Annotated in this window: 12 protein-coding genes, 1 tRNA gene and 1 pseudogene; 8 read left to right on the top strand and 6 right to left on the bottom strand. The window is 70.2% G+C overall.

The genetic code is table 11. From position 1 onward, the window contains the following. Positions 1 to 166: 166 nt before the first annotated feature. The 4 genes from HUO13_RS00560 to HUO13_RS00545 form a co-directional block, all read right to left on the bottom strand. The gene (locus HUO13_RS00560; protein WP_211899576.1) at positions 167 to 1,411 is read right to left on the bottom strand and encodes a GAF domain-containing sensor histidine kinase; all 1,245 of its coding nucleotides are present in this window, start codon (positions 1,409 to 1,411) and stop codon (positions 167 to 169) included. 168 nt (positions 1,412 to 1,579) lie between these two features. Continuing rightward, positions 1,580 to 2,434: an Fpg/Nei family DNA glycosylase gene (locus HUO13_RS00555; RefSeq protein WP_211899575.1), complete on the bottom strand. Its 855-nt coding sequence runs from the start codon at positions 2,432 to 2,434 to the stop codon at positions 1,580 to 1,582. 73 nt (positions 2,435 to 2,507) lie between these two features. Continuing rightward, on the bottom strand, positions 2,508 to 2,945 hold the full coding sequence (locus HUO13_RS00550) for a DUF983 domain-containing protein (RefSeq protein ID WP_211899574.1): 438 nt from the start codon (positions 2,943 to 2,945) through the stop codon (positions 2,508 to 2,510). Positions 2,946 to 3,220: 275 nt separating this feature from the next. Next, positions 3,221 to 3,928 (bottom strand): RNA polymerase sigma factor, encoded by a 708-nt coding sequence (locus HUO13_RS00545; protein ID WP_211899573.1) that lies wholly within the window; start codon positions 3,926 to 3,928, stop codon positions 3,221 to 3,223. Between the two features lie 115 nt (positions 3,929 to 4,043). On the opposite strand from HUO13_RS00545, the gene HUO13_RS00540 reads away from it, so the two are divergent. The 7 genes from HUO13_RS00540 to HUO13_RS00510 all read left to right on the top strand — a co-directional run bounded on the left by HUO13_RS00540 (position 4,044) and on the right by HUO13_RS00510 (position 8,431). Next, on the top strand, positions 4,044 to 4,454 hold the full coding sequence (locus tag HUO13_RS00540; protein WP_211899572.1) for a PPOX class F420-dependent oxidoreductase: 411 nt from the start codon (positions 4,044 to 4,046) through the stop codon (positions 4,452 to 4,454). Positions 4,455 to 4,586: 132 nt separating this feature from the next. After that, a tRNA-Gly gene (locus HUO13_RS00535) sits at positions 4,587 to 4,659 on the top strand. Between the two features lie 559 nt (positions 4,660 to 5,218). Further along, the gene (locus tag HUO13_RS00530) at positions 5,219 to 5,824 is read left to right on the top strand and encodes a lytic polysaccharide monooxygenase auxiliary activity family 9 protein (protein WP_211899571.1); all 606 of its coding nucleotides are present in this window, start codon (positions 5,219 to 5,221) and stop codon (positions 5,822 to 5,824) included. A 210-nt stretch (positions 5,825 to 6,034) separates the two neighbouring features. Beyond that, positions 6,035 to 6,733, top strand: a complete 699-nt coding sequence (locus tag HUO13_RS00525; RefSeq protein WP_211899570.1) for a poly-gamma-glutamate hydrolase family protein — start codon at positions 6,035 to 6,037, stop codon at positions 6,731 to 6,733. 274 nt (positions 6,734 to 7,007) lie between these two features. After that, a complete protein-coding gene (locus tag HUO13_RS00520; RefSeq protein ID WP_211899569.1) occupies positions 7,008 to 7,325 on the top strand; it encodes a hypothetical protein in 318 nt (105 codons plus the stop codon). 112 nt (positions 7,326 to 7,437) lie between these two features. Further along, complete coding sequence (locus HUO13_RS00515; protein WP_211899568.1) at positions 7,438 to 7,662, top strand: hypothetical protein; 225 nt, start codon at positions 7,438 to 7,440, stop codon at positions 7,660 to 7,662. Between the two features lie 184 nt (positions 7,663 to 7,846). Further along, the gene (locus tag HUO13_RS00510) at positions 7,847 to 8,431 is read left to right on the top strand and encodes a hypothetical protein (protein ID WP_211899567.1); all 585 of its coding nucleotides are present in this window, start codon (positions 7,847 to 7,849) and stop codon (positions 8,429 to 8,431) included. Positions 8,432 to 8,561: 130 nt separating this feature from the next. Here HUO13_RS00510 and msrA read toward each other — a convergent pair whose 3' ends face one another. Further along, complete coding sequence (gene msrA, locus HUO13_RS00505; protein ID WP_211899566.1) at positions 8,562 to 9,254, bottom strand: peptide-methionine (S)-S-oxide reductase MsrA; 693 nt, start codon at positions 9,252 to 9,254, stop codon at positions 8,562 to 8,564. A 1,094-nt stretch (positions 9,255 to 10,348) separates the two neighbouring features. Next, positions 10,349 to 11,215 (bottom strand): annotated as a pseudogene (locus HUO13_RS37210) (acyltransferase family protein); the annotation flags it as partial. 310 nt (positions 11,216 to 11,525) lie between these two features. On the opposite strand from HUO13_RS37210, the gene HUO13_RS00500 reads away from it, so the two are divergent. Continuing rightward, a complete protein-coding gene (locus HUO13_RS00500) occupies positions 11,526 to 12,833 on the top strand; it encodes a hypothetical protein (protein WP_211899565.1) in 1,308 nt (435 codons plus the stop codon). Positions 12,834 to 12,865 lie beyond the last annotated feature (32 nt).

Genomic DNA, 12,865 nt, shown 5'->3' with positions numbered 1-12,865 from the left:
TGGCCGCTACCCGGGCGAGACGGCTGACGGCACCCCGGAGTCGGCGGTCGGTGACGGCACCTCGGGCTTCTGCGATCGGCCACGGCTCGGCGGTCGGTGACGGGCCTGCGGCCCCGCCGGCTCGGCGATCGGTGCGGCTCAGCGGTGGTTCGGGCCTGGCTCGCTCCTACGGCGGTCCGGCCGCCAGCCCGACCGTGGGCTCGTCGATCGCCTGCGCGGGCACCGGGCGCACGCCGGGCGCGAACTTCGGCACGCGCATGATGACCTTCATCCCCGCGCCCTCCTCGGTCTCCACGACCAGGCCGTAGTCGTTGCCGAACGTGGCCCGCATCCGGTTGTTGATGTTGCCGAGTCCGACGTGCGCGCCGGTCAGGTGGGCGTCGGCGAGCTCGGCGTCCAGCCGTTCCGGGTTCATGCCGATGCCGTCGTCGTCGACGCTGATCAGCGCCTCCACCCCGTTGTCCTCGGCGATCACCGAGACCGTGCCGCCGCCGGGCTTGTTGGCCAGGCCGTGCCGCACGGCGTTCTCCACCAGCGGCTGCAACGCCAGGAACGGCACCACGACCGGCAGGACCTCCGGGGCGATCTTGAGCTGCACCTTCAGCCGGTCCGGGCCGAAGCGGGCGCGCTCCAGCGTCAGGTACCGGTCGATGTTGCGGATCTCGTCGGCCAGCGTCGTGTAGAGGCCGCTGGTCCGGAACGAGTAGCGGGTGAAGTCGGCGAACTCCTGCAGCAGGTCCCGCGCCTGCTCGGGGTCGTTGCGGATCTGCGAGGAGATGGTGTTGAGCGCGTTGTAGATGAAGTGCGGCGAGATCTGCGCCCGCAGCGCCCGGACCTCGGCGCGCGCCAGCCGCTCCTTGGACTCCTGGAGCTCGGCCAGCTCGAGCTGCGTGGACACGTGGTTGGCGACCTCGCCCGCGGCGCGCAGCAGACGCCTGCGGTCACCTGCGGAGATGATCACCAGCGCGCCCCGGTTCTCGCCCTCCACCTCCAGCGGCACCACCACGGCGTGCCGCATCACGCACGGCCGCTGCTCGCACGCCACCTCACCGTGGTCGACGTACTCGCGCTTGCCGGTGCGCAGCACCTGCTCGATCCGGGTGCGCAGGCCCCCGTAGTGGTGGTTGGCCTCGCCGTCCCAGCTGAGCAGCGTGCCCTCGGCGTCGACGACGCCGACCGCGATGCACCCGAGCAGGGCGCGCAGGTGCGGCGCGGTCTGGTCCGCGGATTCCTGGGTCAACCCGGCCCGCAGGTGCGGCGCGGCGCTGGTCACCTGGTGCAGGGCCGCGAGCGTGGCGTCCTCGACCGAGGTGCTCACCCGGCGCGACCGGCACAGCATGACGAACATGGCGAGCACGGCTAGCGCGGCGAGCGTGGTCAGCACCGTCCGCTCAGTCAGAAGCTCCGGCACAACATCAATGTTGGGGTCCGACACTCCGGGAATCAAGGCGGCTACGCTCAGTGCACTCGTTCCATCGGCGAGCGGTACCCGTTACTTCCGTTCAGCGGAACCGGTTCGGGTGACCTGGTGGAACGGCCTGTGCACAACCGGCCGACTTGTCCACAGCCTGTGGACAAGTCATTTCAGGAGCCGGGAGAGCCGCCGGTCCGCCAGCGGTTTGCCTCCGGTCTGGCAGGTGGCGCAGTACTGCAGCGACCGTTCGGCGAAGGACACCTCGCGCACCGCGTCCCCGCACACCGGGCACGGCAGCCCGGTTCTCCCGTGCACGCGCATGCCGGAGCGCTTCTCGGCCTTGAGCCGGGCCGCGTCCTGCTTCAGCGACCTCTCCACCGCGTCGGTCAGGATCTCCCGCATCGCGGTGTGCAGGTGCTCGACCGCGTCGGCGTCGAGCCTGCCCGCGGTGGCGTAGGGCGAGAGCTTGGCGGCGTGCAGGATCTCGTCGGAGTAGGCGTTGCCGATGCCCGCGATCCTGGACTGGTCGGTGAGCACGGTCTTGAGCCGCTCGGTCCGCCCGAAGAGCACCGCGGCGAGCCCTTCGACGTCGAGCGAGAGGGCGTCCGGGCCGAGCTTGGCGATGCCGGGCACCTCCGCCGGATCCTCGAGGACCCACGCCGACAGCTTCTTCTGCGTCCCGGCCTCGGTCAGGTCGAAGCCGACACCGCCACCGAGGTGCACGCGCAGCGCGATCGGCCCCCTGCCCGGTTTGAGCGGGGCCGGGGACAACGAGTCCGACCAGCGCATCCAGCCGGCCCTGGCCAGGTGGAACACCAGGTGCAGACCCTCGCAGTCCAGGTCGAGGTACTTGCCGTACCTGGTGGCGCCGGCGACGGTGCGGCCGTGCAGCTCGCTCCACGGCGGGCTGACCGTCTTGAGCACGCTCAGCGAGGCGATGTCGACGCGGGCGACGCTTCGGCCGGTGGCGTTGTCTCGGAGGTGCTGCGCCAACGCCTCGACCTCGGGGAGTTCTGGCACCCCACCAGTGTCCACCACCCGGAGGGCCCGGCGCCCGGTTCGACGCGCGGATCTCCGACCGGGCGAGCGGGTCCTACTCGACGGGCTGCAGCTGCCCGTTCATGTCGGGCTCGGCGTAGAGCTCGATCTGGCGGGCGACCTTGGCCGCCTCCTGGCGGGCGTTGAGCCCGCCGCGGACGACGCCGAGCCAGGTTTCCGGCGGGTGCTCGTCGTGGTCGCCGGGGGTCTCCGCCCGGATCGTCCACGGCCTGCGCAGCATCCAGCGCACCGGGAAGAACAGCGCCGCGACCAGCAACGCGAGTAGCAGCCACGGCGGCACTACGACCTCGGGCGGTGTCCACACCACGAACACGACCACGAGGAACAGCAGGACCGTGCCCATGATGACGCCCGGCATCGGGCCGCCGTTGACGTCGTGCTCGAACTCGTCGGCCGCGATCGGGTTCGACCACTCGACGTTGGTCTTGACGGTCCACATCCGGCCGTCGGAACCCCGAACCACCCGGTTCATCGTCGCCTCCCCGCCCACCCGGGCTGGTCGATCGGTGTCGTCCCACGCCGATGACCCCGCCGGTCACCGAGCGTGCATACACGGTACCGCTCCCGTCATCGGCCCGGCGGGTGAAAGTCGGCCGTCACCCGGCATTGTCGATCATGCCGGGGCGGTGAGGCCAGCCTCGGCGACGACTCACCTGCTGGGGATGAGCCACGCCACACGGCGCGGCGGCGCTGCGGACGGGCGCGACAGCATCCACCGACTCGGGGACGGCTCTGGCACACCGCGGGCTACTGGCGGGCGCAGGCCAGGTCCGAGGCCGCACCGAACGCCCGGCGCGCGTTGGCACGAGTCGTCCGGCCTTTCGGGCCGCCGGTGCTGCTCGCGCCGCTCTTCGGGCCCGCGTGGTGCTCCGCGGCGGACGCCGCCTGGAAGTAGGCGGCCCGCAGGCCGCGCCGGGCCCGGTGCGCCAGGACGGCGGTCGCGTTCGGGCTCAGCCCGAGCTGCCCGGCGATGCTGGCCGGGCGGTGACCCTCGACCTCGGTCCGCCACAGCACCTCGCGCCATCGCTGCGGCAACCGGTGGAACGCCCTGGCCAGCAGTTCCCCCTCGGCCTGGGTGCCCTGGTGGTCGCCCAGCCCGGGTATTCGTTTACCGATCTCGTCGACGAGCATCGGCTCCTCGCGACGAGCGGCGCACCACTCGGCCTGCACCCGGCGCACGACGGTGAGCAGGTAGGTGCGGACGTAGTCCCGCGGACCGGCCCCCGCCCGGACCGCGCGCAGCACGCGCAGGAAGACCTCGGCGACGACGTCGTCGACGTCGATCCCCTGCCGCGGCGTCCGCATCGCGAACCGGCGCACCGCCTGGACGTGCCGCCAGTAGAACTCCCCGTACGCGAGGTCGTCCCCGGCGCGCAGACGGTCCAGGAGCGCGCGGTCGGAATCTTCGCAACGGTTCGGTCCCGGGCGCGCCGCGCCGCCGGCGTCTTCGTCCATGAATGGCCCTCCCCAGTTTCGGCGACCCACTTGGTATCGCGTGACCTGGGAAGATCGGTACTCGGGCTTCACTCGGACGAGTGGGCGCCGGTGACGGACCTCACGGGAGGCGAACATGGATCTCGAAGAAGCGGTGGCGGTGGTCCGGCAGCAGCACCGGGCCGTGCTCAGCACCCTGCGTGCGGACGGGACACCCCAGATGTCGCCGGTGCTGGCCACCCCGGACAGCGCCGGGCACGTCACGGTGAGCACGAGGGCGAAGTCGGCGAAGGTCCGCAACCTGCGCCGCGACCCGCGCGCCTGGCTGTGCGTGCTTCCCGACGAGTTCTTCGGCCGCTGGGTGCAGGTCGAGGGCGACGTGGAGATCGTCGAACTGCCCGACGCGATGCCGCTGCTGGAGGAGTACTTCCGCAGCGTCTCCGGCGAGCACGACGACTGGGAGCAGTACCGCGCGGCCATGCGCGACGAGGGCCGGGTGCTGCTCCGGCTGACGCCGACCCGCGCCGTTTCGGCGCCGACAAGTTGATCTGACCAGCGGCAACGCGCTGGCGGAGCGGGCAGGCGGCGTTCACCCGGACGCGAACCGCACCCCCCTCGAACAACGGGCGAACGATGCGTTAAAGTAGTCCGCAACAGGCCCTGAGGGGCCGGAGAAAATGCGGATGTAGCGCAGCTGGTAGCGCATCACCTTGCCAAGGTGAGGGTCGCGGGTTCGAGTCCCGTCATCCGCTCGCAGTCAGAAGGCCCCGCCGCACGATGCGGCGGGGCCTTCTGGCGTCTGGGGTAGCGACGGGCAGACGAACGGGGCCGCCGGTCGCCGGGCTCCCGGGCCGCCGGGTCGCCGGGTCGCCGGGTCGCCGGGTCGCCGGGTCGAGCACAGTCCAGCCGAGTGGCGAGTTGACGCCAACCGACCCGAGTTTCCGAGCAACCCTGCCAAGTTGCTGAGCAAGCAGCGAAGTTGCGGACCGACCAGCCGGAAGCTGCGAGAAGTCGTTCGCGCCGCTCTTCCCACCGTCGTCCCACAACCAGGCCCGGAGCCGTCGCCCCGGCCGCTTCGCCCGGACGCCGGGCCCTGCTCCCCGTGTGCCCAGGTCAGCGCGGCGCCGCAAGGGGCAGGCACGCCGATGCGCGGGAGCCATATCCGTCAGGTGGACTGGACCAAACGGACTCATGGTCTGGACCAAAACACACGAATTGCCAGGAGGGATGTTGCGCGAAACGGTGCTGTTTCCCACTGCGTCGCCGGGAGTAATTTCTTCGAAACCCCGAAGCAGTGGAAAGGAGCATCCCGTGCTCACGAAACGAATAAAGCGCACTCTCGGCATCGCGCTGTTCGGCCTCGTCCCGCTGACCCTTCCCGTGGTGACCGCCGGTATGGCGCAGAGCCACGGATTCACCCAGAGCCCGTCGAGCCGCCAGGACGCGTGCGCGCAGGGCAAGGTCTCCGACTGCGGCGCGATCGTCTGGGAACCGCAGAGCGTGGAGGGCCCGAAGGGCTTCCCGCAGGCCGGGCCCGCCGACGGCAAGATCTGCTCCGCCGGGCTCGCCCAGTTCGCCGAGCTCGACGACCCGCGCGGCGGCCAGTGGCCCGCGACCAGCGTCATCGCAGGTCAGGACTTCACGTTCACCTGGAAGATCACCGCGGCGCACTCGACGACGTCGTTCCGCTACTTCGTCACCAAGGACGGCTGGGACCCGTCGCAGCCCCTGACCCGGGCCGCGCTGGAGCCCGCGCCGTTCGTCAGCCAGGACCTCGGCGGCCAGCGTCCGCCGAACACCTATACCCACACCGGCAAGCTGCCGAACAAGTCCGGCAAGCACATGATCCTCGGCGTCTGGGACATCGCCGACACGGGGAACGCCTTCTACTCGTGCGCGGACGTGAACTTCGGTTGATCAACGGGACAATCGCCCGCAAGAACGCCTCGATGCGCCTGGCGCACCGAGGCGTTCTCTACTCTTCCGAAAATCTCTGCCGTGCATTTTCCGCGTGCAAGTGGGAAATTTTCTTCCGTGGCTTTCGAATAGAGAAGCCAACGGCCCGGCGATACGGTAGGAACGGTCGCCACTGAACCAGCTCGCCAAGCGCCTGCCCCGGGAGTGCGGATGGGAGTCGACACCGGAAGGACAGCTCTTCCGGCCGGTCTTCCGGCCAGAGCCGCGGACACCTACCCGTCGAACACCGCGCTGTACGCGGACCCGGCGCTGGTCCACGGCACCGACTACCGCATCCGGCACCGGCGGCACCGCACGCCTTCACCGCCGGCCGTCATCGCCCCGCACGGCGGGGAGATCGAAGCCGGGACCTCGGAGCTGTGCCTGGCGATCGCCACCTGGCCCGACGGCGCGCCGTTCGACTACTGGGCCTTCGAGGGGCTGCGCTCGCCGAGTGCCCTGCACGTCACCTCGACCCGTTGCGACGACCCCGTGGCGCTCTCGCTCTGCGCGCGCAGCCCCCGCGCACTGAGCCTGCACGGCTGCCGCCCGGAGCAGACCGGCACCGACCGAGACGCGCAGTCGGTCCTGGTCGGCGGCCGGGACGGAACAACCCGACACCACCTCATCCGCGAGCTGCGCCGCGCCGGCTTCGACGCCACCGACGCCTCCTCCCACGGCGTTCTCAGCGGCATGTCCCGGGCCAACATCTGCAACCGGACGCGCAGGGGGCGCGGCAACCAGCTCGAGATCACCACACCGCTGCTCGACGCCATGTTCACCAGCAACACCCTCCAAGGCCGCGAACACACCAGAACACCCGTCTTCTGGGCCTTCGTGGCAGCGGTCCGCGCCGCGTTGCGCCAGTGAGCGGGACGCGCGGCGAAGCACCGCTGTCGCGGCATGCCTGCACGGCTGACGCCCCCGGGTTCCCTTCCAGTTCGCCGATTCCCACCTTCGTCGGTAGGGAGAATCGACGAACGTACAGAGCCGATCCAGCGATGCAATTGGGCCGATCAGGTGATGTGATCAGCTCGAGTCACGCCTGCTTCCGAGATCTGACAACGTGCGGACCGGAGTCGACGTAGATCGATTCCCATCGACGGGCAGGGGGCCCGTGTTGAGAAACTGAGGAGACTGGCATATGCGCGCATATCAGCGAGGCCGCCGTCGTTCGGCGGGCATGGTGGCCGGGCTTGCATTCGCAGCAATGAGTTTGCTCGTCGGTGTCGCGACTGCGTCGGCGGCACCAGCAGTTCCGGTGGTCACGCAGGCCGACGTCGAGGTGGCGCCGGCTGAAGAAGGTGTCCGTACCTACTACCCGTGGGGCGACTACGCGACCCAGGCGGAATGCGTTGCCGCGGGTAACGGCCACATGCGGGACATGCCTTGGGAGTTCAACGGCTATTTCTGCCAGAAGCAGGGCTACATCTGGAAGCTCTACATGGACGAGAAGGACTGATCGGCCTGAAGCGCGTGTCGCGCTCGGAACATCACAAACACTGGGGGTACAAAAAGTGAAAAAATCAATCTCGCTCGGGCTGACGCTCTGCGCAACCGCGGCTGCTCTGGTCATGTCCTTCGGGACCGCTGTCGCCGGTCCCGGCCTGGGACAGTCGACGATGTCGGCGGGAGATGACGCGCCGCTCTCCTACGTGTACTACGGCACGTACCCGACCCGTGAAACATGCACCGCCAACGGGGTCGGATACTCCAATGCACACAACAATGCCGCGTGGATCTGCCTCGAAAAGCCGGAGGGGCACGTCCTCTACGTCGACGACGGCACCACCGATTAGAAGAGAACAATCCATTGACCAGCCCTGCTAGGCTGAACTAGTGGCAGAACTAGACAGTCTTACAGTCGCTGACGGAGTACGAGTCGAAGGGTCCGGATCGTTGCTCCGGGGCTCGGACGGGCTCTATTTCCAGCCGCCTTCAGCAAATCAACCGGACGAAATAGGCCCTTCGGCCGTACCTCTCGTGTTCCATTCAGAAAAGACTGCAAACGATCTTCACGAGACGCCCAAGTGGGTCTCGGTGGTTGGCACCTGGCGCAACGAGAAGATCGAGACCGAATCCGTTTCGCCACTGCCGGAATCCCCGTTTCGGTGGCCTTCAGCGCTCCTGGAACCCCCGGCCGAGGTGGACGGCGGGCTGCCCCTCGACGAGATCAAGTCGCTGCTTCGCACCCAGGAAATCCGGGAGCTACAGGACAATGGGGCGATCCTGCAGTTGTCTCCGGTGCGGTTGGCGAATTCCGACCGGCACTGCGTGGTCGTTGCGACAGCCGAGCCCGAGCGGGCTGAGCAGGCGTTGCGTCCACGCATCGGCGACGCATTGCTCATCGTCCCGAGCGCGTGGACCGCGGAGACGCTCTCCTCGGTCGCCGACGGTCTCGCCCGACACGACAAGATCCTGCACGGCATCGGGCAGGGCATGGACGCGCGGGGCCAGGTGCGGGTCACGGCCTCCGTCACCCGAGTGACACCTGACTTCGCGAAGTGGGCCGCCAGCGTCCCGGAGGGGCTTCTCGATCTGGAGGTCTGGCTCAAGCCAGCTCAGTGACCTGGCCTTTGCTTGCGTCCCGCCCCGCGTTCAGGGGCGGGACGCGCTGCGTTTGCAGGGCGTCCCGGAGTCCGCGCAGAGGCGTTGTCGATCTGGATGTGCCGAAGCAGCACCCCGACGATGCGGGGGTTCAGCGTTGCTGGGTGTCGGTTCCGGTGGCCAGCCCCACCGGGCACGACACTCCGGTGCCGCCGACGCCGCAGTAGCCGTTGGGGTTCTTGGCGTCGCTCAGGTACTGCTGGTGGTAGGTCTCGGCGTAGTAGAAGTCGCGCAGGGGCGCCAGTTCGGTGGAGATGGTGCCGTGGCCCGCGGTGGTGAGGGCCGCCTGGAACTGGTCGCGGCTTGCCTCCGCGATCTGGCGCTGCTGGTCGTCGGTGTAGTAGATCGCCGAGCGGTACTGGGTGCCGACGTCGTTGCCCTGGCGCATGCCCTGGGTCGGGTCGTGGTTCTCCCAGAAGACCTTGAGGACCTGCTCGTAGCTGATCGCCTTCGGGTCGAAGACCACCAGGACCGCCTCGGTGTGGCCGGTCAGGCCGCTGCACACCTCTTCGTAGGTCGGGTTCGGCGTGTGGCCGCCCGCGTACCCGACGGCCGTCGACCAGACGCCCTCGGTGCGCCAGAACGTCCGTTCCGCGCCCCAGAAGCAGCCCATGCCCACCACGGCGGTGGCCATGCCCTCGGGGAACGGCGGGACGATGCGGCGTTCCGGGTGCACGGCGTGCCACTCCGACACCGGCATCGGCGTCGAACGGCCCGGCAGCGCATCACCCGGCTCGACCATGCGGACCTTGTGCGAGGAGAACGGGTCACCGAACAGCGCCATACCGACGAGGGTACGCGGCGGTCACGAGCCGTCCACCTCTCCGGGAAACGACCGCATCGCGGGACGGGTCTCGTCCTCGGGGTGCTGCTGGTCGGGTCGAGAGTGCCGCCCGCCCTGCCCGCGCGCCGGAGGCGCGGGGCGCGGCGCCGACGGCGGCTCGACCGTGCCGGACAGCCGGCGGGCGAGGACGGAGTCCTCGTCGGGAGGCGGCGGACGGTGGCCGTTGGGGCTCGGCGGCGCAACGGCCCGCGGCGGGCGCGGGCGGCGCGGTGGCACCGGAGGTGCCGCCTCCCGCCGTGGCCCGTCGGGCGCGGAGCGTCCGGGCGCGCGGGCCACGTGCCCGGCGTGGCGCCGGGCCGCGGAGCGGGCCCGGCGGGCCGGGGCGGAGCGGAGCGCGGCGGAGCCGGCGCGTCCGGCGCGGATTGCCCGGCCGGCGCGGACTGTCCGGACTGTGCGGCCGGCGGTGGCGTGACGTGGCGGGATGGGCGGCCGTTCGGGGACGACGGCGAAGCCTCGGGGAAGCCGGCGGACGCGGGAGGCCGGGGCCGCTGGTGCGGGCGCGGAGCGGATGGTTCCGGGGTTCGCCGGGGCGGCGGTGTCCACGGTGAGGGAGAGCCGTGGGAAGGCTCTCCGGGTGCGGGGTCGGCGGCGCGCCGGTGCGTCGGCGCAGAGGGGTCGCGGGGCGGCATTCGGCGTCGAGTGGCGTCCTCCGCGGCGGAAAAGGAAGTCCCGTCCGGCTCGGGGAAAGCTGTGCGCCCGGATTCCGGGAAGGCTGTGCGCCGGGGCTCTCGGTCGTCGAGGCGGTCGGGCGCCGGGGGGCGATCACGGCCTGCTGCGCGCCGGTCGGCGCCGTTCAGCTCATCAGAACCGTCGAGATCGTCGAAACCGTCGTCCGGTTCGTCGTCGGCCTCGCCGTGCTCCTCGTCCTCCAGCGACGGCGACGGCTTCCGCGTCGGCTTGTCCTCCGGCTGCGCCGGGGTGATGTAGTGCCGCAGCCGCATCGTCGGGTCCTCGACGTACTTCCACGACAGGGTGCCCATCACGTACGCCAGCGGAGCGGCGCAGACCAGCATCAGGTACTGGTTGGCGATGCCCGCCATCGCCAGCAGCTGCTGGATAGGGAAGCCCCAGACGTAGACGCCGTAGCTGCCGTTGACCCACACCCCCGGCACCTCAAGCCGCGAGGGCCAGAAGTGGCCGGTCACGATGACCGCGTAGCTGACGGCGAAGGTCATCAGGAACGAGCCGACCTGGTTGTTCGGCATCAGCACCAGCACGCCGAGTCCCGCGGCGGCCGCGACCGGCGAGAGCGGGACGCGGTAGAGGTTGAGCACGACTCCCAGCGCGAACGCGACCAGGAACGCCACCAGCGACTCGATCGGCACGCTCAGCAGCGAGCCCGCCGACTCCGCGCCCGGGGTGTCCTCCAGGTACCGGTCCCACGCCACCAGGCCGACCAGCGCGACCACCGAGAGCCAGCGGTAGCGCGGCTTGCCCGCCCCGAGCAGCAGCAGGGCGTAAAGACCGCCGTAGGCGAGCAGTTCCATCGGCAGCGTCCACAGCGAGCCGTTGACCGCGTCCGGCCACGGGTTGCCGTTGAAGACCCCCGGCAGCTCGTGCTTGAGCGTGAGCATGCCCGCGTTGTTGACGATGTAGCCCCACGTGCCGTGCGCGCCGAAGTACTCGCCGACGGAAAGCGTGGTGACCATCGGCCCGACGATCAGTGCCATGCCGAGCGTCACGGTGAGCATCGGCGGCCACAGCCGCAGGACGCGCTTGGCGGCGAAGCGGGCCGGATGCGGGTCGCGGATCCAGCTCTCGGTGATCTGGAAACCGCTCATGGCGAAGAACCCCATGAGCACACCCTCGTCGGGCTGCACCGGCCACTCCGGCGGGAACAGCTCACCCGAACCGACCAGCGGAGAGCTGTGCCCGTAGATGACCACCAGCGCGCCGATCATGCGGATCCACGCGAAGCCGTGGTTGGGCGACGCGAACAATTCGGGGCGGGCGTGGACGACTCTGGCGTCACCCACCCAGATCACCCCATCACGACATGGCCCCCGCCACCGAATCGACGCTGCGTAGCGTATCCCGCCCTGGTCGATCTATGGAGCCCGTTGCCTCCACCTGGGCGACCGTTGACAGCGGGTGAAGCGCGGTGAACCGCCGGATCGTTATCCGGCCGGTGCACCCGGCTATTGCGCAGGGGTGCAAAATGGCGGTCGATCGCCATTGGTGTGCGGTCGCCAATCCGGAAAGGGCGCATCGGTGACCTGGCAAGACGAGCTGCAACATCTCGACGCCGAACTAGCGGCTGGACGCATCTCCGCCGAGGAGTACCGCAACCGCCGCGACGTCGCGCTCGGCAGGGCGCAGGCGCAGTCCGGTCCCACCTCCGGCGGCTTCCCGGCACAGGACCCGCAGTCCGGTGGCTTTCCGCAGCAGGACCCCCAATCCGGTGGCTTCCCCCAGCAGGATCCCCAGTCGGGTGGGTTCCCCCAGCAGGACCCGCAGTCCGGTGGTTTCCCGCAGCAGCAGCAGGGGCAGGGCGACCCGTTCCCGCCCGCGTTCAACTGGGGTGCCGCCGCGCAGGGCGTTCCGCAGCCCGGGCCGCAGGGCCCGCAGCCGCCCGCCGGCGAGGAGTCGACGCAGATCGTGCACAACCCGATGCTGCAGCAGCCCTCGGCGCAGCAGGGCGGCGACTCGGAGAGCACCCAGGTCGTCAACCTCAACCAGGCGCCGCCGCAGCAGCAGTGGCCCGGTCAGCAGCAGTCCCAGCAGCAGTGGCCGCAGCAGCAGGGCTGGAGCACCTCGGACAGCCCCGGCACGCCGTGGGGTGACGATCTGCCGCCCGCCGAGCACGGCGACACCAGCTGGATGCGCCAGGGCCCGGAGGTCTTCGAGACCGCGGGCAAGTCCTCGAAGGGCAAGCTGGTCGCGGGCCTGTCGATCGGCGGTGTGCTGCTGGTCGCCGTGATCGTGGCGGGCATCTTCTACTTCACCTCCGGCGGCGAGCAGCCGAGTCCCGACGCGCAGGGAACGACGCAGCAGGAGCCGCCGCCCACCACCAGCGCGCTGCCCGAGCCGCCCGCCGCGAAGCCGACGCCGCCCGCCTCCTCGCAGGAGGTGCTCATCGCGTCTCCCGGCGGACAGCCGCACCTGTGGAACGGCGCGCTGGACCCGGCGCTGCTCAGCGGCCCGCGGGCCGGGCTGCTCCAGCCGGAGCAGGTGCGCAACTTCGCGTTGCAGAACGGCTTCGCCGACGGCTGGTTCGTCGGCACCGAGGGCGCGCCGCGGTCGACGCTGCTGGCGCTGCGCATGCCCGACCAGAACACCGCGTCGGGCCTGGTGAAGAAGTACCTGGAGTCGCAGCAGGGTCTGTCCACCGTGGACGAGCTGTCGTACCAGGGCGTGCAGGTGAAGTCGGCGGGCAACGTGTTCCGGACGGCTTACGTGGTGCACAACTGGGCGGTCATCATCGACGTCGGCGCCGACGACAAGGCCGCCGCGCAGCAGCAGTTCCAGACGGTGCTGGGACAGCAGCTCCAGCAGAGCCCGCCGACCGTGCGCGAGTGACCTGATCGCCAAAGGGATGAGGGGGATGCCGG

This window comes from Saccharopolyspora erythraea, from assembly GCF_018141105.1.
Classification (GTDB): domain Bacteria; phylum Actinomycetota; class Actinomycetes; order Mycobacteriales; family Pseudonocardiaceae; genus Saccharopolyspora_D; species Saccharopolyspora_D erythraea_A.
This window is presented reverse-complemented; position numbering and strand designations above follow the sequence as displayed.